Origin of the sequence: Enterobacter sp. BIDMC 27, assembly GCF_000534415.1 — a bacterium.
GTDB classification, from domain to species: domain Bacteria; phylum Pseudomonadota; class Gammaproteobacteria; order Enterobacterales; family Enterobacteriaceae; genus Enterobacter; species Enterobacter hormaechei_C.
In genome coordinates this window covers 2,599,614-2,622,063 of the sequence record NZ_KI973178.1, presented here as the reverse complement: position 1 = coordinate 2,622,063, position 22,450 = coordinate 2,599,614, and the positions used below count along the sequence as shown (strand labels likewise).

Sequence of the window (22,450 nt, the reverse complement as noted above, 5' to 3'; positions counted from 1 at the left end):
TCCTCCGCTGATGAGAAAATTTCAGTTCACAGCTTAAATCTCACCCCGTCTCCCCTATCGACGGAATAAGCGCAAAATGCGTCGCTATTTGTTGCGTTGATGGAAAACCACTGCGGGTAGAATTTGCTAAATTCTGGACATGGTGGAACGTGCGATGCGGACTTTTAAACGTGGCCTGGCGGCGACCCTACTGCTTTTAAGCCCTCTGGTGCAGGCTGAGGGGTTAGAAGACCAGCTCAATGCATTCTTTGCGCAGAAGCTGGCCGGTTTCAGCGATGACGTACGCGTGACCGTGCGCACCCCGCCTAACCTTTACCCTTCCTGCGAAGCCCCGTCATTTAGCGTGACCGGCAGCACCCGCTTATGGGGCAACGTGAACGTGCTGGCGCGTTGCGCCAACGAAAAACGCTACTTACAGGTTGCGGTTCAGGCGACGGGCAATTATGTTGTCGCCGCCGTTCCCATTCCCCGGGGCAGCCTGCTGCAACCTGACAGCGTAACGCTGAAGCGAGGCCGTCTGGATCAGCTTCCACCGCGGACGATGCTGGATATCAACCAGGCTCAGGAGGCGGTCAGCCTGCGCGATGTCGCTCCTGGACAGGCGATACAGCTATCCATGCTGCGCCAGGCGTGGCGGGTGAAAGCGGGACAACAGGTGATGGTGGTCGCCAATGGCGAAGGCTTTAGTATCAACAGTGAAGGAAAAGCGCTGAATAATGCCGCAGTGGCGCAAAATGCCCGGGTCAGAATGTCCTCAGGCCAGGTGGTCAGCGGCACGGTCGGTCCTGATGGGAATATTCTGATTAACCTGTAATCTTTTTAAAGATTTCGCGGCGACTGCCGATAAATATTCAACAAATGATGATGTCAGGCGCAAACGCCGCGAACCCTCGATGAGGACAACACTATGAGCATTGATCGTACATCAGCCCTGAAGCCGGTTAGCACTGTACAACCTCGCGAAACGAATGAGGCTGCCCCGCAAAAAACGCGTCTGGAAAAAACGTCGACGGCTAACAGCACCAGCGTCACGCTGAGCGATGCGCAGTCGAAGCTGATGCAGCCAGGCAGCAGCGATATCAACATGGAACGTGTTGAAGCGCTGAAAACGGCTATCCGTAACGGCGAACTGAAAATGGATACCAGCAAAATCGCTGATGCGCTGATTCAGGACGCACAGAGTTTCCTCCAGAGTAACTAACCGTATGAGTCGACTGTCAGAAATACTGGATCAGATGACGGTGGTCCTGAACGACCTGAAAACGGTGATGGATGCAGAACAGCACCACCTCTCTTCTGGTCAAATCAACGGCAGCGCGTTGCAACGCATAACTGAAGATAAAAGCTCGCTGCTGGCGACCCTGGATTATCTGGAAAAACAGCGACGCGCTGAGCAAGACGCGAAACGCAGCGCCAATGATGAGATCAACGAACGCTGGCAGACCATTACAGAAAAAACCCAGCATCTTCGCGATCTCAACCAGCATAACGGCTGGCTGCTGGAAGGACAGATTATCCGTAATCAGCAGGCGCTTGAAGTGTTAAAGCCCTATAAAGAGCCGGGGCTGTACGGTGCGGATGGTCAGACGGCCACGGCACGTATCACGGGTGGGAAAAAGATTTCGATTTGACGCAGTAGCGGCACGTCATGAAGCGGGGAGCACCTTCTGGTGAACTCCCCTTTTGGCGTTTATACCGTGCGGCGGGTGAACTCTTTCACTTTGAAGCCAAGCACTGCCAGCGTGGCAAAGTACGCCACCACACCGACCACCACCACGGCCATCAGACGCATCAGGCGGTAAGGCATGGTGCCCTGCGCCCACTCAGGCATGACATACAACATGCCAACCAGCGCGGCCGCCATCACCACTACCGCAATCGCCAGACGCAGCAGGAAGCTTGCCCAGCCCGGCTGCGGTGTGAAGATATCCTGCTTGCGCAGCTGCCAGTACAGCAGCCCGGCGTTCAGACAGGCCGCCAGACCAATCGACAATGACAGCCCCGCGTGTTTCAGCGGTCCAATAAACGCCAGGTTCATCAGCTGCGTCATGATCAGCGTCACAATGGCAATCTTAACCGGCGTTTTGATGTCCTGACGTGAATAGAAACCGGGCGCAAGCACCTTCACGACAATCAGCCCCATCAGCCCCACCGAGTAGGCTACGAGCGCACGCTGGGTCATAGCGGCATCAAAGGCGGTGAACTTTCCATACTGGAACAACGACACCGTCAGCGGTTTCGCCAGGATCCCCAGCGCCACCGCGCTTGGCAGCGCCAGCAGAAAACAGAGACGCAGGCCCCAGTCCATCAGGCGGCAGTATTCATCGTGGTTGCCGCTGGCGAAACTTTTCGACAGCGACGGCAGCAGAATAGTCCCCAGCGCCACGCCCAGCACCCCGGATGGAAACTCCATCAGACGATCGGCGTAGTACATCCAGGACACCGAGCCCGACACCAGGAAAGAGGCGAAGATGGTATTGATGATCAGCGAGATCTGGCTAACGGACACACCGAGTATCGCCGGTCCCATCTGTTTGATAACGCGCATGGCGCCCGCATCTTTGAAATTAATGCGCGGCAGAACCAGCATGCCGATTTTTTTCAGGTGCGGAAGCTGGTAAGCAAGCTGTAACACGCCGCCGACGGTCACGGCCCAGGCCAGCGCCAGCACCGGTGGGTTAAAATGCGGCGCGGCGAACAGCGCAAAGCCAATCATGCTGACGTTAAGGAACGTGGGGGCAAAGGCCGGAACGGAGAAGCGGTTCCAGGTATTCAGGATGGCACCCACCAGCGACGCCAGCGAAATCAGCAGAATATAGGGGAAGGTTATACGCAGCAGTTGGGTGGTCAGGGCAAATTTATCCGCCGTGTCAGCAAAACCCGGCGCCGTCACCATGATCACCCAGGGCGCTGCCAGCATCCCCAGGACGGTCACGATCGCCAGCGCCAGCGTCAGTAATCCGGAAACGTAGGCCACAAAGACGCGGGTGGCATCTTCGCCCTGTTTGCTTTTATATTCTGCGAGGATCGGAACAAATGCCTGTGAAAAGGCCCCTTCGGCAAAAATACGGCGCAGCAGGTTTGGCAGCTTAAAAGCGACGAAAAAGGCGTCAGTCGCCATCCCGGCGCCAAAAACCCTTGCCACAATGGCATCGCGCGCAAAGCCAAGCACGCGGGAAAACATGGTCATCGAGCTGACGGCCGCCAGCGATTTTAATAAGTTCATTAACGTGAAGTTCCACAACCCTACGGATTTCCAGGACGGATAAGCGTTAGCGCCACCCGGCAAAGCCAACAAGCGGCGCTTAGTCTAACCGGATTTCAACGAATTACTATCGGCAGATGTTACAACGCGTTATTCCGACATGGCTTCGCGCCAGAGTCGTTCCACAATGCGCTGCGCCAGAATAGCCTGCTCCCCGGACGTTTCAGGAACCGTCTGATTCTGCACGCAGGTGATGAAGTGACGCGCGCAGCCCACGAAGCCACGCTGCTCCAGGGTGCTTTGCCAGCCGGGAACCGGTAACGCGACCACGCCATTGCCCTTCTCTTCCCGCCACTCTCGCATATCGGTGACGTCATACAGCGCGCCATCCGTAACGGCCTGCACGGACTCGCGCTGGCTGCCCGCCCGACGATGCATGCTGGTCGTCACCTGCAAATGCTCAACGGCAAAATGATGTTCGGCGTAAACCATCTCACCCTGCTCGTTGGTCAGCAGCGTGCCGCTTTGCAGCTGGGCTTTTCCGCTACTCAGCCACAGGGCCGTATCCACGACATGGAGATAATCATCCAGCAGCGTGAAGCGCAGATCGTTCGGCCCCACGCTGTCGGTACGGTGCTTATCCATACGCAGAGAGGCGAACGAGCCGGACTGTGCTTTAAGCTGCTGATAGAGCGGTGCAAAACGGCGGTTGAAGCCGACCATCAGCGTCAGCTTTTTACGCGCGGCCAGCTCAATCAGTCGCTCAGCATCCTGTACATTTTCCGCCAGGGGTTTATCCACGCAGACGTGAACGCCTGCGTTAAGCAACTCGCTCACCACCTGGTAGTGCGTCGCGGTTGAGGTATGCACAAATACCGCATCACATTCACGGGCTAAATCCTGTAGCGAACCGGCATAAGGGATGCGCCAGGTTTTGCAGATGCGCTCTGCTTTCTCGCGGGTGGGCGACCACGCCCCTTGCAGCGTCCAGTCGGACGCGGCGCCTAAAACGGGCAGCCAGGCTTTTTGCGCGATCCCTCCCAGCCCCACAACACCAATGCGTAATGTTGTCACGATTAATCTCCCAGATGTGCGAGTAACGCATCCAGACGCTGCTTCAGCCCGGCAACCTCGTCTTCCAGGGCCGCCACGCGCGCGTTCAGGCTGTCGTTTGATGCTGGCGTGTCGGATTCGACGGACAGCGCAGAGGCCTCCACGTCGCCGCTAAACAGGTGCATGTAGCGGCTTTCACGCTTGCCCGGCTCGCGGGGCAGACGCACCACGTAAGGACCGTCCTCGCGTGAGGCCAGCCCCTCCAGCGTCTGTTCAACGTCCTGCATATCACGAAATTCATGCATGCGAGAGGCGCGCGTGCGCAGTTCCCCCGGCGTCTGCGCCCCGCGCAGCAGCAGCGTGGTGATCACCGCCACTTCCGCAGCGCTGAGTTTTAAATCGCCAAATTCGGAATTACAAAAGCGCTGTTCATATTTAGTGACGCGATTACCGAAGCCGCTGACGGTGCGCAGGTAGTGGCGCTTCACCAGCTCGTCAAGGGTATCCTGCACCTCGTGCTCGCCAAGGTTCATCACCGGTTCACGGTTCGTCTTCTGGTTGCAGGCCATCGTGACGGCATTCACGGACAGTGGATACTGTTCCGGCGTGGTGACCTGCTTTTCCAGAAGGCAGCCGACCACGCGCGCTTCGGCGCCATTTAACTGATATTTCATTTTTTCTCCTTAACGACCCGCGGTCCACTCCTGCGTGGTGAGCGCGGTGAGCACATGGTCCCGCCACTCGCCATCAATCAGCAGATAATCTTTGGCATAGCCCTCTTTCTCAAACCCCAGGCGGGCCAGCAGATCGCCGCTGCGCTTATTGTGCGGCATGTAGTTGGCCATAATGCGATGGATATGTTGCGTGCGCTGCATGTAGCGAATCGCCGCCGTCAGCGCCTCAAACATGAGCCCCTGCCCCTGCCATTTCTGGCCGATGGAGTACCCGAGGTAACAGGCGTGAAACGACCCGCGTACCACGTTTGAAAAATTGGCAATGCCAACGATCTCTTTCTCTTCCGGATCGAGAAGCGCGAAATAAAACGCACTTCCCTGTTTATGAAATTCCGCAATCATACTGAGGCGCGCCTGCCAGCCAGAGGGGTAGCAGTGGCTCTCGTCCCGAACGGGTTCCCAGGGTTTTAAAAACTGGCGATTCTCGGCGTAATAATCCGCCAGACGCCAGGCATCACGCTCATGCACCAGACGAACGACCAGCCTGTCCGTCGTCAGACGCACTTTTGGCACATTACTGCGATAGCCAAACATCGTTACCACTCCTTCCCGTCGCTTCTGCTCTGCCTGTTAGCTTTACTATACCTGCGCCTGTGCCTTCTGTGAAAACAGTGACATACCATTTTGATCGCTTTTCACATTTTTCGATGAGAACTCTCTATCAAAGCACCTTTTTGATAAAAAAATATTGTCGCCAGCGGGTATGGGAAAAAGCCCGGCGACACCGCAGAATGTTAGCGTGCTCACCTTTTATTTTCCCTGGAGGGAAAATGTCCCGCGTATCACAGGCCAGGAGCCTGGGTAAATATTTCCTGCTCGTCGATAACATGCTGGTCGTGCTCGGCTTTTTTGTCGTTTTTCCGCTTATATCGATTCGTTTTGTCGATCAAATGGGCTGGGCGGCATTGATGGTCGGGATCGCGCTGGGTCTACGCCAGTTTGTACAACAGGGTCTGGGCGTGTTTGGCGGCGCAATAGCCGACCGCTTCGGCGCGAAACCGATGATCGTTACCGGCATGCTGTTACGTGCGGCGGGATTCGCCACCATGGCAATCGCTCATGAACCCTGGCTGCTGTGGTTCTCCTGTTTCCTTTCCGGGATTGGCGGCACCCTTTTCGACCCACCGCGTACCGCGCTGGTGGTGAAGCTTATCCGTCCGCAACACCGGGGGCGCTTCTTCTCGATTTTGATGATGCAGGACAGCGCTGGCGCGGTGGTGGGCGCCCTGCTGGGAAGCTGGCTGCTGCAATACGATTTCCGCCTGGTTTGCGCCACCGGCGCGGTGTTGTTTATTCTCTGCGCGCTGTTTAACGGTCTGTTTCTGCCCGCGTGGAAGCTGTCGACGGTGAAGGCGCCTGTGCGGGAAGGGCTTGACCGCGTGCTGAGCGATAAACGCTTCGTCACCTATGTGTTAACCCTGACCGGCTACTACATGCTCGCCGTGCAGGTCATGCTGATGCTGCCCATTATGGTTAACGATATTGCCGGCACGCCGGCAGCGGTGAAATGGATGTATGCCATTGAGGCCTGCCTCTCTCTGACGCTGCTCTATCCGATTGCCCGCTGGAGCGAGCACCGTTTCCGGCTTGAGCACCGTCTGATGGCCGGGCTGTTGCTGATGACGCTGAGCATGATGCCCATCGGCCTGGTGAGTTCGCTTCAGCAACTGTTTATGCTCATCTGCACCTTCTATATTGGCTCAATCATTGCCGAGCCAGCCCGTGAAACGCTGAGCGCGTCACTTGCCGACGCCCGGGCCCGCGGCAGCTACATGGGCTTCAGCCGTCTCGGGCTGGCGCTTGGCGGCGCACTGGGTTACACCGGTGGCGGCTGGCTGTTTGATGCCGGAAAAGCGCTCCATCAGCCGGAGCTGCCGTGGGTCATGCTCGGCATGGTCGGCTTTATGACGCTGATTGCCCTCTGGTGGCAGTTCAGTGATAAACGCAGCACCCGCGGGATGCTGGAGCCTAACCCTCTTTCACTATCAGTTTTTTCTGCTGGTTTCTGTTGGATCACCCTGACATACTGGCGTATCAGGACAGATGCGCCGATTTTATGTTGAGGAACGCCATGAAAAAGATCGTTATTGCCGCTGCGTTAATTGTCAGTGGTCTGCTGGTGGGATGTAACCAGCTTACGCAGTACACCGTCAGTGAGCAGGAAATTAATCAGGCGCTGGAAAAACATAATAACTTTTCAAAAGATATCGGCGTGCCCGGCCTTGCGGATGCGCATATCGTCCTGACGAATCTCGCCAGCCAGATTGGGCGCGAGGAGCCTAACAAAGTCACCCTTTCCGGCGATGCCAGCCTCGATATGACCTCGCTCTTCGGCAATCAGAAAGCGGATATCAAGCTGAAGCTCAAGGCGCTGCCGGTCTTTAATAAAGAGAAAGGGGCAATATTCCTGCAAGAGATGGAAATCGTCGATGCGGTTGTGACGCCGGATAAAATGAAACCGGTGCTGCAAACGCTGATGCCGTATCTCAACCAGTCGTTGCAGAACTACTTTAACCAACAGCCTGCCTATGTTCTGAGCGAAGACAAGAGCAAAGGCGAATCTCTGGCGAAAAAATATGCCAAAGGGATAGAGGTGAAACCGGGTGAAATCATCATCCCTTTCACCGACTAAACACTCCGGGCGCTCAGGCGCCCGTTTTTTTTAACGGAATAGTGTGCAAACGAAAACGTTTCCGCTTATGATTTGTGTCCGGCAAAAACAGCCCTCTTATGACTGATCTCTTTCAAGCCGGAGCTTCCATGACTGTACAATCCCAGGTTCTCAAAATCCGCCGCCCAGACGACTGGCATATCCATCTTCGTGATGGCGACATGCTGAAAACCGTCGTGCCGTATACCAGCGAAATTTATGGCCGTGCGATTGTTATGCCTAACCTGGTTCCGCCAGTCACTACCGTCGAGGCCGCGATTGCCTATCGCCAGCGTATCCTTGACGCCGTTCCGGCCGGACACGATTTTACCCCATTGATGACCTGCTATCTGACGGACTCGCTGGATCCGAATGAAGTTGAGCGCGGGTTTAACGAAGGTATATTCACCGCCGCGAAGCTCTACCCGGCGAATGCCACCACCAACTCCAGCCATGGGGTGACCAGCATTGACGCCATCATGCCCGTTCTGGAGCGTATGCAAAAACTGGGCATGCCGCTGCTGGTGCACGGGGAAGTGACCCACGCTGACATTGATATTTTCGATCGCGAAGCACGTTTTATCGAAACGGTCATGGAGCCGCTGCGCCAGCGTCTTCCTGGGCTGAAAGTGGTGTTTGAACACATTACGACTAAAGATGCCGCAGAGTATGTCCGGGATGGAAACGAGCTGATTGCCGCCACCATCACCCCTCAGCACCTGATGTTTAACCGTAACCACATGCTGGTGGGCGGCGTTCGCCCACATCTGTATTGTCTGCCGATCCTCAAGCGCAACATCCACCAGCAGGCGCTACGTGAGCTGGTCGCCAGCGGCTTTCCACGCGCGTTCCTCGGCACGGATTCCGCCCCGCATGCCCGTCACCGTAAAGAGGCGAGCTGCGGCTGTGCAGGCTGCTTTAACGCCCCGACCGCCCTGGCAAGTTACGCAACCGTGTTTGAAGAGATGAATGCGTTAGACCATTTCGAAGCCTTCTGCTCCCTTAACGGCCCGCGTTTCTACGGTCTGCCGGTTAATGACACGTTCATTGAGCTGGAGCGCAAAGAAAGCCAGGTTGAAGCGTCGATTGCGCTCACCGACGATACGCTGATCCCCTTCCTGGCCGGTGAAACCGTAAACTGGACGGTAAAACGCTAAAAAAATCGCGCCCCCTGTTGTCAAAGCGACAATATAACTGTATAAATAAACAGTATATTACACAGGGGGCATTTATGCGTATCGAAGTCACCATTGCCAAATCCACCGTCCTGCCTGCTGGCGCACTCGACGCTCTGGCGGGTGAACTATCCCGACGTATTAGCAGCACTTTTCCTGAAAACGATGGCGCCGTAACGGTACGTTATGCGACAGCAAACCATCTTTCCGTCATCGGCGGCGCGAAGGAAGACAAAGAACGCATCAGCGAAATTTTGCAGGAAACATGGGAAAGCGCCGACGACTGGTTCATCACTGATTAAAATTTGCTCCCTCATTGTGTTTTTTTGCCGGGTCGCCCCGGCTTTTTTTCGTTTCGTCTCCTGAAAGTTCAAAATATTTCAGCATCTTCTTAGAAAATCGTGAACAAGATGGCGTTTTATTGTTCGAACAATCCTAAAAAGCAGAAAAATGTGTTGCTACCCGTTTATTTTTTCCTTCTGAACCCTTATTAATTGATATACTGAAATTGCTTTCAGAAAAACATGCATTGAACCTCAAAGTCGTTGTCTTCTAACACGCATTAAGGGGGTTATAATGGAAAAGAATAGTGAAGTCATCCAGACCCATCCGCTTGTTGGCTGGGATATCAGCACCGTAGACAGCTACGATGCGCTGATGCTGCGTTTGCACTACCAGACCCCAAATCAGCAAAACCGTGACGAAGCGGAAGTTGGACAGACGCTGTGGCTTACAACAGACGTCGCCCGTCAGTTTATCTCTATTTTAGAAGCAGGCATCGCAAAAATAGAATCTGGCGACTATCAGGAAAATGAGTATAAACGGCATTGACCTTATGCCCCTTTTCACTCAACAGGCACCCTCGCGGTGCCTTATTTATTTCGCTCTTGTATAAGCCCACTTAGTTAATTACTCTGCTAACAAAGCGTTAGTAAAGAGAAGCCTATGAAATACGATTTAATCATTATCGGAAGCGGCTCCGTAGGATCTGCCGCCGGTTATTACGCCACGCAGGCGGGTCTGAAAGTGCTGATGATTGACGCCCACCTTCCCCCCCACTCTGAAGGAAGCCATCACGGCGATACCCGTCTGATCCGTCACGCTTACGGCGAAGGTGAACGTTATGTACCGCTGGTGCTTCGGGCTCAGACGCTGTGGGATGAGCTGGCCACACTCACCGAAGATCGCATTTTTGAGCGCACCGGGGTCGTTAACCTGGGGCCAGCCAGCTCCACGTTTCTGGCGACCGTCGAGGAGAGCGCGAAAGCCTACCGCCTGGACGTCGAGCGTCTGGATGCAAACGGCATCATGGCGCGCTGGCCGGAAATTTCTGTTCCTGAAGACTACATTGGATTGTTTGAAGCCAATTCCGGGGTACTGCACAGCGAAACGGCCATTAAGACCTGGATTGATCTCGCCGCCAAAGCGGGCTGCGCACAGTTGTTCAACTGTCCGGTCACGGACATCACCCACCATGCAGAGGGTTCAACCGTCACCACCTCTGAAGGTGAATATAACGCCACGCGTCTGCTGGTGAGTGCGGGAACGTGGGTGACGAAACTGCTGCCGGACCTGCCCATCCAGCCGGTGCGAAAAGTCTTCTCCTGGTTCCAGTCTGACGGGCGTTATAGCAGTCAGAACAAATTCCCGGCGTTTACAGGCGAGCTACCCAATGGCGACCAGTTCTACGGTTTTCCCTCGGAAAAAGACGCGCTCAAGATTGGCAAACATAACGGCGGGCAGGTAATTTCCTCTGCGGAAGAACGCAAGCCGTACGGCGCTTATCCGCAGGATGGTTCCGAAGCCTTCACGTTCCTGCGTAATATCCTGCCGGGCGTAGGCGGGTTGCTTTACGGCGCAGCGTGCACCTACGACAACACCCCGGATGAAGACTTTATCATCGACACCCTGCCGGGACACGATAACACCCTGCTCGTAACCGGGCTCAGCGGTCACGGGTTTAAATTTGCCTCTGTGTTAGGTGAAATCGCCGCCCAGTTTGCGCAGGGGATCGCGCCTTCGTTTGATCTCAAGCCCTTCGCGCTCTCGCGCTTTAACCGATAATACCTCTACAGGCTCCGAATAACCGGAGCCTGTTTAGCGAGAGGGGCATGATGCGCAGACTGGTAAATTACCTTATCAATAACATCCGCGAGCATTTCATGCTCTACATTGTTCTTTGGTCGCTGCTGGCGATCATTGACGTTATCTACATTGTATTCTTCTGAAAGTTCTCGCTGACGTTTATTGACACTCCTTTAAAATTATTTAACTTATATTTTTTTAAAAAACGTCACCTCAAATTTATTGAACGAAGCGATTGAAATACATTGCGGAAAAATATTCAAATTCGCTGAAATAAATTAAATAAAATACATTATTCATTTTTTTCAGTTGCATTATTTATTTAACCCGTCCATTTTTATTGCTCAGTCATTTGAGAACGGAAATTCATATGCAATGGCGTAACTCCTCCCGTCGCTACGGAATAATATCCATGTGTTTACACTGGCTATTTGCACTTGCCGTCTATGCCATGTTTGGTCTCGGCCTCTGGATGGTGACACTAAGCTATTATGACGGTTGGTATCATCAGGCCCCCGAATTGCACAAAAGCATTGGGGTTCTGCTGATGATGGGTCTGGTTTTTCGCGTGATCTGGCGACATATCTCTCCGCCCCCTCCAGCGCCCAAAAGCCATGGCCGACTTACCCGCATAAGCGCTGTTGGCGCACATATCGCACTCTATGCCCTGCTGTTCGCCATTCTGATCAGCGGTTATCTCATTTCGACCGCAGACGGTAAACCGATCAGCGTGTTTGGGCTTTTTGACGTCCCAGCCACGCTGGCTGACGCCGGTTCACAGGCTGACACCGCAGGTGTGGTTCATCTGTGGCTGGCATGGAGCGTGGTGATCCTGTCTGTCCTGCATGGCCTTGCGGCCCTGAAACACCACTTTATTGATAAAGACGATACGCTGAAGCGCATGCTTGGCCGTTCGTCAGTTGACTCTGGAGCATAAAATGAAAAAACGCCTGTTGGGTATCGCATTAGGTTCGCTGCTATTTACCACCGGTTCGGCCCTGGCCGCCGACTATAAAATTGATAAAGAGGGCCAGCATGCCTTCGTCAATTTCCGTATTCAGCATCTGGGTTACAGCTGGTTATATGGCACATTCAATGATTTCGATGGCACATTTACTTTCGACGAGAAAAACCCTGCTGCCGATAAAGTGAACGTCACCATTAATACCAACAGCGTCGACACTAATCACGCCGAGCGTGATAAACATCTGCGCAGCGCTGAATTTCTGAACGTGGGCAAATTCCCGCAAGCTACTTTCGCGTCGACAGAGGTGAAGAAAGACGGTGATAAGCTCGCTATTACCGGTAATCTGACGCTGAACGGCGTAACAAAACCGGTCACACTGGATGCCAAATTAATTGGACAGGGCGACGATCCGTGGGGTGGCAAACGTGCTGGCTTTGAAGCCGCAGGCAAAATTCATCTGAAAGATTTTAATATCACCACGGATTTAGGCCCGGCATCGCAGGATGTTGAGTTGATTATTTCGGTGGAAGGCGTTCAGCAGAAGTCATAAAACAGGCCCGGCAGGCTTTCGCGCCGCCGGGCAGTGTTTTACTCCGGGTCCGGAATACCCAGTTTGGTATTCAGTCGGCCCCGGGATTTATTAAAGATCTTATTCCCGTTCTCGCGTCCGGCACGGCGACGACGTTGCTCTTCTTCAGGCAACATACTCTCTTCACTGCACAGCTCGCTACAGCAGCCATTAAACTTCTCGGCACATGCAGGGCACTGAATAAACAGCAGATGACATCCGTCGTTTTTGCAGTTGGTATGCGTATCGCACGGCGTACCGCACTGGTGGCAGTGCGCGATCACGTCCTCTGAAATTCGCTCGCCCATACGCTCGTCAAACACAAAGTTCTTACCGATAAAACGCACCGGTAAACCCTGCTCACGGGCGCGACGGGCATACTCAATGATCCCACCCTCAATGTGCCAGACTTTATTAAACCCGTTGTGCTTCATCCAGGCGCTGGCTTTTTCACAGCGGATCCCCCCGGTGCAGTACATCACGATCTTTTTGTCTTTATGCTCCTGCATCATCTCAACGGCTTTTGGCAGTTGCTCGCGGAAGGTGTCGGCAGGAATTTCCATCGCATTCTCGAAGTGCCCCACTTCATATTCGTAGTGGTTACGCATATCAATGAACACCGCATCCGGATCGTCGAGCATCGCGTTCACTTCAGCGGCCTTCAGGTACTCCCCCACATTAGCGGCATTGAAGCTCGGATCGTCAATGCCATCCGCTACAATACGCTCGCGCACCTTCATGCGCAGCACCCAGAATGATTTACCGTCATCATCCAGCGCAATGTTCAGGCGTACGCCGTTAAGCGCCGGATCAAACCCGTAAAGGAGGTCGCGGAAGGCGCTGACCTTGCTTTCCGGCACGCTGATCTGCGCGTTAATCCCCTCACGCGCCAGATAGACGCGACCAAACACGTTCAGGGCGGTGAAAGCCTGGTAAAGCACATCGCGGGTCGCCTGGGGATCATCGATGGTGAAATACTTATAGAAAGAGATCGTTGTGCGCGGTTCGGTTTCGGCCAACATACGCGCTTTCAACATCTCATTCGAAACGCGGTTGTGTAACACTGGCATGGTGTACAAGTCCTGCAATCGTTGAGAATTAAAAATCGGTCGGCATGATATAGCAAACAAAGACAATTTACATCCACACAATTTACGCTACATTTCAGTCAACCTGATTAATCAGACTTAACATTTGCATATTCTTTCATGTTTCGATGACAGACATTTTGGCTATGCCTTAAAAAATGAGACAATATCCTTTCAGGACGTTAGAACACAGGACAGACATGACCCAGTTACCGAAATTTACTGCCGCGCTTTTGCATCCCCGCTATTGGTTAACATGGTCAGGCATTGGCTTGTTGTGGCTAATTGTACAGTTGCCTTATCCCGTCATTTTCCGCATGGGTAAAGGACTGGGCCGCATTGCTCAGCAGTTTATGAAGCGTCGCGCCAGGATCGCGTATCGTAACCTTGAGCTTTGTTTTCCTCAGATGAGTGAATCTGAGCGCCACGACATGGTGGTTAAAAACTTCGAATCTGTCGGCATGGGGCTGATGGAGACCGGTATGGCCTGGTTCTGGTCGGATAAACGCATGGCGCGCTGGACGGAAGTGGCCGGGACCGGCATGGAGCCGGTGCATACTCTTCAGGCCAACCAGACTGGCGTCCTGCTGATTGGCGTTCATTTCCTGACGCTCGAAATTGGCGCGCGGATGTTCGGCATGCAGGCGCCGGGTATAGGCGTTTATCGTCCTAACGATAATCCGGTGATCGATTTGATCCAGACCAACGGACGCATGCGCTCCAATAAAAGCATGATCGATCGCAAAGACCTGAAAGGGATGATCCGCGCCCTGAAATCAGGTGAAGTGGTCTGGTATGCCCCGGATCATGACTATGGCCCGCAATCCAGCGTATTTGTCCCGTTCTTTGCGGTGGAAGATGCAGCGACGACCACCGGGACCTGGATGCTGGCGCGGATGTCCAAAGCGGCTATCGTGCCGTTTGTGCCGCGCCGTAAACCAGACGGTTCAGGCTATCAGCTCATCATGCTGGAGCCGGAACTCGCGCCGCCGCTGATTGATGCGGAAACCACCGCGCGCTGGATGAACGGCGTTGTCGAGAAATGCATTATGCTCGCCCCGGAGCAGTACATGTGGCTGCATCGCCGCTTTAAAACCCGGCCTCAGGGCGTCCCTTCCCGGTATTAACCTGCATGCGGCCTTCCGGGCCGCATGTTGTTTTAGCTTTAAAAGCTCCCCGTCATTGCGGCAATCATACCCCGGGCGCATAATTAGCAGGCTTATTACCTCACTGTTCACGGTGCCCTGCACCTCATTATGCGGATAGTTATGTCCCCCACAGATGCTCCCATAAACTGGAAACGTAACCTGACGGTTGCGTGGCTGGGTTGTTTTCTTACTGGCGCCGCCTTTAGCCTGGTGATGCCCTTCCTGCCCCTCTACGTTGAACAGCTCGGCGTCACCGGACATAGCGCCCTGAATATGTGGTCCGGCCTGGTGTTCAGCATTACGTTCCTGTTCTCCGCCATTGCGTCGCCTTTCTGGGGTGGGCTGGCGGATCGCAAAGGCCGCAAAATTATGCTGCTGCGCTCCGCGCTCGGCATGGCGATCATTATGCTGCTGATGGGGGTGGCGCAGAATGTCTGGCAGTTCCTGATACTACGTGCGCTTCTGGGCCTGCTCGGGGGATTTATCCCTAACGCCAACGCCCTGATCGCCACCCAAATCCCGCGCCAGAAAAGCGGCTGGGCGTTGGGCACGCTATCCACTGGCGGCGTAAGCGGCGCACTGCTGGGCCCACTGGCGGGCGGGCTGCTGGCCGACCACTACGGACTGCGGCCGGTATTCTTCATTACCGCCAGCGTGCTGTTCCTCTGCTTCCTGGTGACGCTTATCTGTATCCGCGAGAATTTCACGCCCGTGGCCAAAAAAGAGATGCTGCACGCCCGGGATGTGCTGGCCTCGCTGAAAAACCCAAAGCTGGTGCTGAGCCTGTTTGTAACCACCATGATTATCCAGGTGGCCACCGGTTCAATCGCGCCTATACTGACGCTCTACGTACGCGACCTGGCGGGAAACGTCAGTAATATCGCCTTTATCAGCGGCCTAATCGCCTCTGTTCCCGGCGTGGCGGCGCTACTGAGCGCGCCGAGGCTCGGCAAGCTGGGAGACCGTATCGGCCCGGAAAAGATCCTGATCTGCGCCCTGATCGTCTCCGTCCTGCTGCTGATCCCCATGGCGTTGGTGCAGTCTCCGTGGCAGCTCGGCGTCCTGCGCTTCCTGCTGGGGGCTGCGGATGGTGCGCTACTCCCGGCTGTACAGACGCTGCTGGTCTATAACTCCACCAACCAGATAGCCGGTCGTATTTTCAGTTATAACCAGTCGTTTCGCGATCTGGGTAACGTCACCGGACCGCTGGTCGGCGCGGGGATTTCGGCCAGCTTCGGTTTCCGGGCAGTCTTTATCGTGACGGCAGGCGTCGTGCTGTTCAACGCCGTTTATTCGTGGCTCAGCTTATCCCGGGCGCTACGCCCGGCGCGAATAAGACAACATCGTGACGGCTAATTTTCGCATTCATACTTGCAAAATCACATAATCAGCTATTCTTTCCCTGAATACCTTCACGAAAAACAGGGAGACACCAATGACCATGTACGCCACGCTGGAAGCAGCGTAAAGTAAAATACATAGATGTTTTATGTCATTACATTTACGGTCATAAGTACGTACTTTAGCCTTCGGCTGTATCAGTCCGTCCTTTCAAAATCCCCGGGTTCGTTTTAAACACGCTTCACCTATAACCTTATACTTCATACGTCATTGAAAGCTCCCTATAAGGGGTGTATATTCTCACAAGCTGTTCATCCAAACAGTACGCAAAGATAAGGAAATGTAATGGCAGATAATTCAGAATCTTTTGCAACAATAGAACAAATTACCTCACGCCCTAATTTTTCTTCTGATTTAGAAATTACTGTTAAAAGTTTTCGTTCTCTTGTAGGACGCTATCATCTTAGTGAGAGTGTGAAGTGCCAGGTAAAAACCGAGCATGGGAACTGTGGTCAAAAACATCAGCATGGATATCTTGGTGTTGATGATACTGGACATGAAGGTTTAATTGGAGGCATTTGTGGGGATAAGTACTTTGGTGAGCACACGCAATATATACAGGAAAGAAATCGTATTGATGCTGAGCTTGACAGGCGTGAGAGCATAGAGAAACTAATATCTTATAAAGATAATTTTTTAGCCTTATCTTCTACGTACGCTAATTTATTGAAAGAAACTCACAACATAAAAAATAAAATCAATTATTTATATAAAGGCTTTCCTGAATCGCCACGGATAATCTAGACACTTCCTAGCCGTTGATAATACTGGTTTTCATATTCTGTCGGTGACATCTGATCGCTGGAACCATGCCGACGCTTACTGTTATAAAACATTTCGATGTAATCAAAAATATCGCTGCGGGCTTCTTCCCGCGTTCCGTAGCTCTTTTTCTTTATCCGTTCGCGTTTCAACAACTGGAAAAAGCTTTCTGCAACCGCATTATCATGGCAGTTACCGCGACGGCTCATGCTGCCCTCCAGGCCGTGTGATTTCAGGAACGACTGCCACTCATGGCTTGTGTACTGACTGCCCTGATCCGAATGAACCAGCACCTGTTTTTGGGGATTACGGCGCCATACAGCCATCAGCAGTGCGTTCAGGACAATGTCCTTTGTCATCCGGGATTGCATGGACCAGCCGATAATTTTGCGTGAGAACAGATCAACAACCACGGCAAGATACAGCCAGCCTTCGTGGGTCCTGATGTAGGTTATGTCCGTTACCCAACGCTTATCCGGAGCATCCGGATTGAACTGTCGCTGGAGCCTGTTGGGCGACACGATACTGGCCTCGCCTTTACGTGCCCGCGGGCTCCGGTATCCGACCTGAGCCTTTATCCCGACACGTTTCATCAGTCGCCAGACTCTGTTCACTCCGCACTGTTGCCCGCTGTCCCGCAGATCCAGATGGATTTTGCGATAACCATAGACGCATCCCGATTCCAGCCAGAACTGTTTAATCTGTCCTGTCAGTCTCAGGTCTGCCTGATGGCGTTGTGAATGCGGCTGCTGAAGCCAGGCGTAAAAACCACTGGGATGAACATCCAGCACCCGACAGAGCAGGCGAACAGGCCAGCAACAGGTGTTGTCACGGATAAAGGCGTACCTCAGTCGGACAGCTTTGCGAAGTACGCCGCGGCTTTTTTTAATATGTCCCGTTCGTCGGTAACCCGCTTCAGCTCTTTCTGGAGACGGCGGATCTCGGCCTGAGCATCTGACTGTTCTTTATTAGCGGAAGAATCCGGACCGTACTTCTTTATCCAGGCGTAAAGGCTGTGGGTGGTGATATCGAGACGTGTTGCAACGCTGGCAACAGAATAACCGCGATCAACAACCTGTTTGACTGCTTCAGTTTTAAACTCTTCGGGATAACGCTTACCGCTCATGGGCACCTCTCTTTAAGCCATCTTAAATGACTCTGAGGTGTCTGTTAAACCCGTGGCGATTCATTCCTGACATAGTACTTACTTATCTTTATCAAGCCCAAAGAACACAAAATTGGGATTTATATATTGATGTGTTGCGTCATACTCGTGGTGAAAAGGGAATGACGAGTAATTGGTATATTGAAAAACTCTGTACTTTTCCACCCTTGCCGTCTCAACAAGAAATTAAAAGTTTGTTAGGGAAAATTGAGAGCTTGCAATCTATTTTCAACGAGGCCTGTTCAAAAAAACTAGATGAACTTGGAACGCCAAAATTGAAAAGTTACGTGAAAAGCATTTCCGAATTCTCAGAATTAGAGACTTCTTTTAACAAACATCACAAAAACACTGAAGACTTCATTAGAAAAGAAAACATCTTTAATCTATATTATGCCTGTGCAAATACTAAGGACAAATATAGTACTATCAAAACAATTTTATACCTTATGAAGAATTCAAATCCAACTGAAGCATCAGTTAGAAAAAAATGTGATGAGATTGAAGCTGCAACAAGAAAAAGATTTGATAATTGTGAAATCCGATACAACAAAAAAGTAATGAAGTTTAAGAAGAATAGCTTAGGTTAAGTATAAAAGCCCCTGATGGGGCTTTTTAGCCCCTTTTATTTTTTAGCGTTTTAAGCATTGTAATTACACGCTCAATTTTAATATCAAGCATATGTACACTATCTTCTAAGTTTTTTAATGTCTTCTTCATTTGATCTTGTTCCTGCTCAAGCGAAGTTAGAGACTGATCCATCAAAGCAACTTTCGTTTCAACGGTAGAAATTCGTGCATCTAATTCGTCTGAGTCAGATATAAAATCCCTATAAACAGTCCAGCACAATACTAAATAAAATGAGGTATTAGCGATTGGCCTGAAACTTTCTTAGTACTAAGCGTGCGACCAAGAACAGTATGGTAGCGTAGATAAGTACCATCAGGATTAAGGCGATGAACCTTACCGGATCTGCATCAGCTTCATATGAACCACTCAGGCCAGAACCGAAAGTACTATAGGCGGTATCCATAACCCATTGAGTTAGTCCATTGAGAGGCTTACCGAAACTTGATAGCCACCATGCAAAGACAATACAGATACTGTATATGGCCGCATTCTTAACGAATCCTGCACTTCGCATAGTCGCTCCCCCCTTGTACATCAACATAACCATATGCCATCAATCCAGTCCTTGATCCTGGTACTTTAACCTTTTTAGTACGGAGCAACTGACTACGTACACTATAGAAATCGGGTCGATTGACGAATGTAATACACCCCTCTGAGAAACCAGAACCATCTGGCCTGAGTGGATGTAACCGGAAGCTACCACGAGATACACCGTTAATCATTATACTATCTGTCATGGTTTGAGCACTGAAGAGTGCAAACCATTCGGAGTGGTCATTACCTGTGATTGTATCAACGCCCCAGGCCCGGATCTTATTCAATGTAGAGCCAGTTGGCCTATCAACTATCCAGTACCGCCCAGTAGGTATTGCACTGTTTGGTAAGTACGCACAGTTTGGATCATTGGTATATGGGTTTTGCCCACTAAAAACCGAGAAAGTTCCTATTCCATAGACGTGTAATTTGGCGTAGCCATTATTATCAATATCGTCGTATGTCATCCTCATTATTTGCATTTTCTTTTCCCTGCTCTTTGCATATAACGATTCTAACATATGCTATCTAAACAAACAGCCTCCTAAATGTAGTGAATCTAAAAAACAACTTAAATTATCTTATTTCATAAGAATGCTATGTTATTCAATCGTATTTGTTTAGCTATCTTTATTTTCGATATATTATGCATTTCTTGAAAACATTGAAATAAGATTTCTTGAGTTAGGAATGTCATGCTCTTTCCCTTCAACATCTAATACGGTAATGTTTTCTAACTCATAAGCATTGCCATCATCATCTGTAATTACTAAATCCCTGAATTCGATTTGAAACATTTCCCTTTGCTTTTCTTTAAGTATAAAACCATTTTTTTCAAAAATATGTCTGGTATTATTCCCTTCATAATGACATAGAATCCCTTCTAATACAGCATCACGCCTACCAACATTAAGAACGGTCACTTCAATTTTATAAGCCTTTTCGTAAACCGGTTCGTATACAACTCGCCCTGTAATTTTCAATCTTGATCTATCATGCCATGCTGTTCGACCTGAAAAAAATAAGGAAGTACATGCTATGATAAATGAAAGTACAGAAAAACAAATAGTTAACACATCTTTGTATTTAGCTGCTACTGTTAATATGCTCATTTTTTCTCAACTATTATTTTTAATCTTTCGACACTTAAGACTTCACTTCCCCTATGTATCATTGCATGACAGTTTGGACAAAGGGGAGCCATATCTTCAATCGGGTTTACTACATAGTTCTCACCTACTGTATGCAGTGGTTTGATATGATGAACGTGTATAAATCCTTTACCGTGTTCGCCATAGACTTTCTCAAAGTCAAACCCACAACACTTGCAAGAAGTACCGTGATGGTCAATACACGCCTGCCGTGCTTTTGGATCACGTTCGTAGGAGTTTACTGTAACTTGCTTTTTTGCACCTTCAGCGTAGTTTTCAGGTGAGGTAATTTCATCAGGAAACGGATTAGGTAAGAAGTCTGCATACCAGACAGAACCTTCTTTTCGAAGGTAACGCTTTTCAAGTTTAGGGGTAAAACGTTTGATAACAGCTACATCTCTATCCTCATCGTTTCGCCCCTGCTCCATATCAAACGTGAAAAGATCATAACCTTCAGCTATCAACTGGATGTGTTCAATAGCTTGAATGTATCCCAGATTTTTTCTTGTCCTACCATCAACTACTTTGGTTTTCCACCGCTCCCTTAGTATAACTGATCTTTCTTGCTCTTTCTGAACATCCCAAGCACCAAAGATCACCATTTTCTTGTCGTGATTAACAAATGACCAACTCCAATTCCAGTTACTACAAGTAGCACCATGCGACTGGATAAATTGTTTTCTGTTCATGTTATCCCTCTCTTAAGTACCTATTTGTACACAAAAATTGCACACTTGATCCAGTACTTTATGTAGTTATCAAATGGCATCATAGTAAGGGGAAATGACCGGAGCGAGAGGTGTGAAACTGGCGGGGCATTTCGTACTTACCAATTCATTTTAGGTACTTCACTTGCTGTACTAACACCTATCGAGCAAAGCGAGAAGAAACGTCTTCCGCCTTTTCGAGTACAGCGAGAAAAAAGGAACGTTTCTAACCAATACTACGAGGAGTTCACGACGCGTAGGTAACGCTGTACCTTAGCATCTTTGAATTACACTTTTCATCTTTAGTACGTTGTCTATAGCAACGTAACCCCCCATTAGACATACTCTGAACGATCATAGGACTACCGCACTCATAGCATTTAGTTAGGCCGTTAAATAAATTCCGTTGTTTTGTTGTAGTGCTTCTTTGCTTTTTATTTGAAACATTCCTATCCATCAATGATTGGACTTTTAGAAAAAGATCATCATCAACAACTACCGGATAGATACGCTTAGCATTATCGTGTGCTTCTTTCTTGATCTTTAAATTCTCTAAAATTCGTTTTTCGGTTTCATTAGTACTTTCATTTATTTTTTTTGGTATGGTTTTGTACTTACCCACAAGAAAGCCATTAAGACGACGATCACGTAATTTGTTATATACAGTGACAGTGTTCCAACCTATGCCGTTGTACCTGTTACCTTCATCATTGAGTACCTTGACGATATGAGTCACCCCGTACCCATCACGATACATCTGAAAGATTCGTTTAATAGTTTCTACTCTGTGATAGTCAATCTCATATGACAGTTTATCAGTACTGAGTGACAACCAATCTGGTGTGTTGTTGTTTAAAGCTCCCCCATTTGCTAAAGATGCTTCTTTGCGATGCTTCCATGACTTCATACTAATACGGGCTTTTCGCTTCGATTCCTGGTGAGCACGTTCAATACTTGTGGATAATGCAGATAACTTGTGATCGAGCTTATAGCTGTAGATTTGCCCCGTTTCAACTTCAACAATATCAATGTTACGTTTGATCAGAAAAGTACACTCATCCATTGCATCATAGCCCTGCTTCCTGGAAAACCTGTCAACACTCTCGATCAGCAAACAACCTTCAGTAATTTCTCCTGATCTTACACGTTCCTTGAACCGCCCCAATGAGCCCTTCGTGAAGTTGTGTCCGGCGTAGCCTGACAAGCCTTTATCACTTTCCAGTACTTCATGATTGCTTGGATCAAGCTGATACCCTAATTCAGCGGGTAATTTAGCGTTTTCGAGGAAGTCTAATACTGTACTAATCTGGCGCTCTAAGCCAAAAGCATCAACCTGCTGCAAACTCGATACCCTACTATAGATGTAGGCTTTGACAGTTCGCATTCATGCACCTATACATTTGATAAACATAATCATTGAGGAACTC

The 22,450-nt window shown here is 50.6% G+C and carries 25 protein-coding genes and 1 pseudogene; 16 read left to right on the top strand and 10 right to left on the bottom strand.

What is annotated here, in order from left to right:
- The first annotated feature begins 154 nt into the window (after positions 1–154).
- From flgA to flgN, 3 genes are all read left to right on the top strand, one after another.
- Positions 155–814 carry a flagellar basal body P-ring formation chaperone FlgA gene (gene flgA / locus L463_RS10305; RefSeq protein WP_023296301.1) on the top strand — a complete coding sequence of 220 codons (660 nt, stop codon included), beginning with the start codon at positions 155–157 and terminating at the stop codon, positions 812–814.
- Positions 815–907: 93 nt separating this feature from the next.
- Positions 908–1,201, top strand: a complete 294-nt coding sequence (gene flgM / locus L463_RS10310) for a flagellar biosynthesis anti-sigma factor FlgM (protein WP_003858002.1) — start codon at positions 908–910, stop codon at positions 1,199–1,201.
- Between the two features lie 4 nt (positions 1,202–1,205).
- Positions 1,206–1,631, top strand: a complete 426-nt coding sequence (flgN, locus tag L463_RS10315) for a flagella biosynthesis chaperone FlgN (RefSeq protein WP_003858003.1) — start codon at positions 1,206–1,208, stop codon at positions 1,629–1,631.
- Between the two features lie 59 nt (positions 1,632–1,690).
- Here flgN and murJ read toward each other — a convergent pair whose 3' ends face one another.
- The 4 genes from murJ to rimJ all read right to left on the bottom strand — a co-directional run bounded on the left by murJ (position 1,691) and on the right by rimJ (position 5,526).
- Complete coding sequence (gene murJ, locus L463_RS10320) at positions 1,691–3,226, bottom strand: murein biosynthesis integral membrane protein MurJ (protein ID WP_017384735.1); 1,536 nt, start codon at positions 3,224–3,226, stop codon at positions 1,691–1,693.
- Positions 3,227–3,355: 129 nt separating this feature from the next.
- Positions 3,356–4,279 (bottom strand): Gfo/Idh/MocA family protein, encoded by a 924-nt coding sequence (locus L463_RS10325; RefSeq protein ID WP_032104078.1) that lies wholly within the window; start codon positions 4,277–4,279, stop codon positions 3,356–3,358.
- Between the two features lie 2 nt (positions 4,280–4,281).
- Positions 4,282–4,932, bottom strand: a complete 651-nt coding sequence (locus L463_RS10330) for a YceH family protein (RefSeq protein ID WP_032104077.1) — start codon at positions 4,930–4,932, stop codon at positions 4,282–4,284.
- A gap of 9 nt (positions 4,933–4,941) precedes the next feature.
- Entirely contained in the window at positions 4,942–5,526 is a 585-nt protein-coding gene (rimJ, locus tag L463_RS10335; protein WP_003858007.1) for a ribosomal protein S5-alanine N-acetyltransferase, read from the bottom strand.
- 236 nt (positions 5,527–5,762) lie between these two features.
- Here rimJ and mdtH point away from each other — a divergent pair.
- From mdtH to L463_RS10380, 9 genes and pseudogenes are all read left to right on the top strand, one after another.
- Positions 5,763–6,959, top strand: a pseudogene (gene mdtH, locus L463_RS10340) (multidrug efflux MFS transporter MdtH); the annotation flags it as partial.
- 104 nt (positions 6,960–7,063) lie between these two features.
- Positions 7,064–7,624: a lipoprotein gene (locus L463_RS10345; protein WP_023305855.1), complete on the top strand. Its 561-nt coding sequence runs from the start codon at positions 7,064–7,066 to the stop codon at positions 7,622–7,624.
- 128 nt (positions 7,625–7,752) lie between these two features.
- Positions 7,753–8,799: a dihydroorotase gene (gene pyrC, locus L463_RS10350; protein WP_032104075.1), complete on the top strand. Its 1,047-nt coding sequence runs from the start codon at positions 7,753–7,755 to the stop codon at positions 8,797–8,799.
- A gap of 74 nt (positions 8,800–8,873) precedes the next feature.
- A complete protein-coding gene (gene dinI / locus L463_RS10355) occupies positions 8,874–9,119 on the top strand; it encodes a DNA damage-inducible protein I (protein ID WP_017384741.1) in 246 nt (81 codons plus the stop codon).
- A 274-nt stretch (positions 9,120–9,393) separates the two neighbouring features.
- Complete coding sequence (gene bssS / locus L463_RS10360) at positions 9,394–9,648, top strand: biofilm formation regulator BssS (RefSeq protein WP_015570838.1); 255 nt, start codon at positions 9,394–9,396, stop codon at positions 9,646–9,648.
- Positions 9,649–9,762: 114 nt separating this feature from the next.
- On the top strand, positions 9,763–10,881 hold the full coding sequence (gene solA, locus L463_RS10365) for an N-methyl-L-tryptophan oxidase (RefSeq protein ID WP_032104074.1): 1,119 nt from the start codon (positions 9,763–9,765) through the stop codon (positions 10,879–10,881).
- Positions 10,882–10,931: 50 nt separating this feature from the next.
- Positions 10,932–11,045: a YceO family protein gene (locus L463_RS10370; RefSeq protein WP_003858014.1), complete on the top strand. Its 114-nt coding sequence runs from the start codon at positions 10,932–10,934 to the stop codon at positions 11,043–11,045.
- Positions 11,046–11,272: 227 nt separating this feature from the next.
- Positions 11,273–11,839, top strand: a complete 567-nt coding sequence (locus tag L463_RS10375; protein ID WP_017384743.1) for a cytochrome b — start codon at positions 11,273–11,275, stop codon at positions 11,837–11,839.
- Position 11,840: 1 nt separating this feature from the next.
- Positions 11,841–12,419, top strand: a complete 579-nt coding sequence (locus L463_RS10380; protein WP_022650779.1) for a YceI family protein — start codon at positions 11,841–11,843, stop codon at positions 12,417–12,419.
- 38 nt (positions 12,420–12,457) lie between these two features.
- Here the strand turns inward: L463_RS10380 and L463_RS10385 are convergent, their stop codons facing one another.
- Complete coding sequence (locus tag L463_RS10385; RefSeq protein WP_032104448.1) at positions 12,458–13,507, bottom strand: oxygen-dependent tRNA uridine(34) hydroxylase TrhO; 1,050 nt, start codon at positions 13,505–13,507, stop codon at positions 12,458–12,460.
- A 218-nt stretch (positions 13,508–13,725) separates the two neighbouring features.
- Here L463_RS10385 and L463_RS10390 point away from each other — a divergent pair, with 218 nt between their 5' ends.
- From L463_RS10390 to L463_RS0122735, 3 genes are all read left to right on the top strand, one after another.
- Positions 13,726–14,652, top strand: coding sequence for a Kdo(2)-lipid IV(A) acyltransferase (locus L463_RS10390; protein ID WP_003858019.1), 927 nt, complete (start codon positions 13,726–13,728; stop codon positions 14,650–14,652).
- Positions 14,653–14,793: 141 nt separating this feature from the next.
- Positions 14,794–16,029 (top strand): multidrug efflux MFS transporter MdtG, encoded by a 1,236-nt coding sequence (gene mdtG, locus L463_RS10395; RefSeq protein ID WP_017384746.1) that lies wholly within the window; start codon positions 14,794–14,796, stop codon positions 16,027–16,029.
- Between the two features lie 330 nt (positions 16,030–16,359).
- Positions 16,360–16,818 (top strand): hypothetical protein, encoded by a 459-nt coding sequence (locus L463_RS0122735; RefSeq protein ID WP_050596930.1) that lies wholly within the window; start codon positions 16,360–16,362, stop codon positions 16,816–16,818.
- On the opposite strand, the gene L463_RS0122730 is transcribed toward L463_RS0122735, so the two are convergent.
- A protein-coding gene (locus L463_RS0122730; RefSeq protein WP_088581786.1) for an IS3 family transposase occupies positions 16,815–17,962 on the bottom strand; the annotation gives its coding sequence in 2 pieces (ribosomal slippage) (positions 16,815–17,725 and positions 17,725–17,962; 1,149 coding nt in all). The genes L463_RS0122735 and L463_RS0122730 overlap by 4 nt on opposite strands.
- A 161-nt stretch (positions 17,963–18,123) precedes the next feature.
- Here L463_RS0122730 and L463_RS0122725 point away from each other — a divergent pair.
- The gene (locus L463_RS0122725) at positions 18,124–18,588 is read left to right on the top strand and encodes a hypothetical protein (RefSeq protein WP_032673182.1); all 465 of its coding nucleotides are present in this window, start codon (positions 18,124–18,126) and stop codon (positions 18,586–18,588) included.
- Between the two features lie 531 nt (positions 18,589–19,119).
- Here the strand turns inward: L463_RS0122725 and L463_RS23570 are convergent.
- From L463_RS23570 to L463_RS10420, 4 genes are all read right to left on the bottom strand, one after another.
- On the bottom strand, positions 19,120–19,632 hold the full coding sequence (locus L463_RS23570) for a DUF2778 domain-containing protein (protein WP_309148580.1): 513 nt from the start codon (positions 19,630–19,632) through the stop codon (positions 19,120–19,122).
- Positions 19,633–19,809: 177 nt separating this feature from the next.
- Positions 19,810–20,277 (bottom strand): hypothetical protein, encoded by a 468-nt coding sequence (locus L463_RS10410; protein ID WP_032104442.1) that lies wholly within the window; start codon positions 20,275–20,277, stop codon positions 19,810–19,812.
- Positions 20,274–21,005, bottom strand: a complete 732-nt coding sequence (locus L463_RS10415; protein WP_032104440.1) for an HNH endonuclease — start codon at positions 21,003–21,005, stop codon at positions 20,274–20,276. The genes L463_RS10410 and L463_RS10415 overlap by 4 nt, the downstream gene beginning before the upstream one ends.
- Before the next feature lie 265 nt (positions 21,006–21,270).
- Positions 21,271–22,407, bottom strand: a complete 1,137-nt coding sequence (locus L463_RS10420; protein WP_032104439.1) for a recombinase family protein — start codon at positions 22,405–22,407, stop codon at positions 21,271–21,273.
- Positions 22,408–22,450 lie beyond the last annotated feature (43 nt).

What these genes read in the sequence shown, in the direction of transcription:
- flgA (WP_023296301.1), top strand. Translation starts at nt 155, where the DNA reads ATGCGGACTTTTAAACGTGGCCTGGCGGCGACCCTACTGCTTTTAAGC.
- flgM (WP_003858002.1), top strand. Translation starts at nt 908, where the DNA reads ATGAGCATTGATCGTACATCAGCCCTGAAGCCGGTTAGCACTGTACAA.
- flgN (WP_003858003.1), top strand. Translation starts at nt 1,206, where the DNA reads ATGAGTCGACTGTCAGAAATACTGGATCAGATGACGGTGGTCCTGAAC.
- murJ (WP_017384735.1), bottom strand. Translation starts at nt 3,226, where the DNA reads ATGAACTTATTAAAATCGCTGGCGGCCGTCAGCTCGATGACCATGTTT.
- L463_RS10330 (WP_032104077.1), bottom strand. Translation starts at nt 4,932, where the DNA reads ATGAAATATCAGTTAAATGGCGCCGAAGCGCGCGTGGTCGGCTGCCTT.
- rimJ (WP_003858007.1), bottom strand. Translation starts at nt 5,526, where the DNA reads ATGTTTGGCTATCGCAGTAATGTGCCAAAAGTGCGTCTGACGACGGAC.
- L463_RS10345 (WP_023305855.1), top strand. Translation starts at nt 7,064, where the DNA reads ATGAAAAAGATCGTTATTGCCGCTGCGTTAATTGTCAGTGGTCTGCTG.
- pyrC (WP_032104075.1), top strand. Translation starts at nt 7,753, where the DNA reads ATGACTGTACAATCCCAGGTTCTCAAAATCCGCCGCCCAGACGACTGG.
- dinI (WP_017384741.1), top strand. Translation starts at nt 8,874, where the DNA reads ATGCGTATCGAAGTCACCATTGCCAAATCCACCGTCCTGCCTGCTGGC.
- bssS (WP_015570838.1), top strand. Translation starts at nt 9,394, where the DNA reads ATGGAAAAGAATAGTGAAGTCATCCAGACCCATCCGCTTGTTGGCTGG.
- solA (WP_032104074.1), top strand. Translation starts at nt 9,763, where the DNA reads ATGAAATACGATTTAATCATTATCGGAAGCGGCTCCGTAGGATCTGCC.
- L463_RS10370 (WP_003858014.1), top strand. Translation starts at nt 10,932, where the DNA reads ATGCGCAGACTGGTAAATTACCTTATCAATAACATCCGCGAGCATTTC.
- L463_RS10375 (WP_017384743.1), top strand. Translation starts at nt 11,273, where the DNA reads ATGCAATGGCGTAACTCCTCCCGTCGCTACGGAATAATATCCATGTGT.
- L463_RS10380 (WP_022650779.1), top strand. Translation starts at nt 11,841, where the DNA reads ATGAAAAAACGCCTGTTGGGTATCGCATTAGGTTCGCTGCTATTTACC.
- L463_RS10385 (WP_032104448.1), bottom strand. Translation starts at nt 13,507, where the DNA reads ATGCCAGTGTTACACAACCGCGTTTCGAATGAGATGTTGAAAGCGCGT.
- L463_RS10390 (WP_003858019.1), top strand. Translation starts at nt 13,726, where the DNA reads ATGACCCAGTTACCGAAATTTACTGCCGCGCTTTTGCATCCCCGCTAT.
- mdtG (WP_017384746.1), top strand. Translation starts at nt 14,794, where the DNA reads ATGTCCCCCACAGATGCTCCCATAAACTGGAAACGTAACCTGACGGTT.
- L463_RS0122735 (WP_050596930.1), top strand. Translation starts at nt 16,360, where the DNA reads ATGGCAGATAATTCAGAATCTTTTGCAACAATAGAACAAATTACCTCA.
- L463_RS0122725 (WP_032673182.1), top strand. Translation starts at nt 18,124, where the DNA reads ATGACGAGTAATTGGTATATTGAAAAACTCTGTACTTTTCCACCCTTG.
- L463_RS23570 (WP_309148580.1), bottom strand. Translation starts at nt 19,632, where the DNA reads ATGACATACGACGATATTGATAATAATGGCTACGCCAAATTACACGTC.
- L463_RS10410 (WP_032104442.1), bottom strand. Translation starts at nt 20,277, where the DNA reads ATGAGCATATTAACAGTAGCAGCTAAATACAAAGATGTGTTAACTATT.
- L463_RS10415 (WP_032104440.1), bottom strand. Translation starts at nt 21,005, where the DNA reads ATGAACAGAAAACAATTTATCCAGTCGCATGGTGCTACTTGTAGTAAC.
- L463_RS10420 (WP_032104439.1), bottom strand. Translation starts at nt 22,407, where the DNA reads ATGCGAACTGTCAAAGCCTACATCTATAGTAGGGTATCGAGTTTGCAG.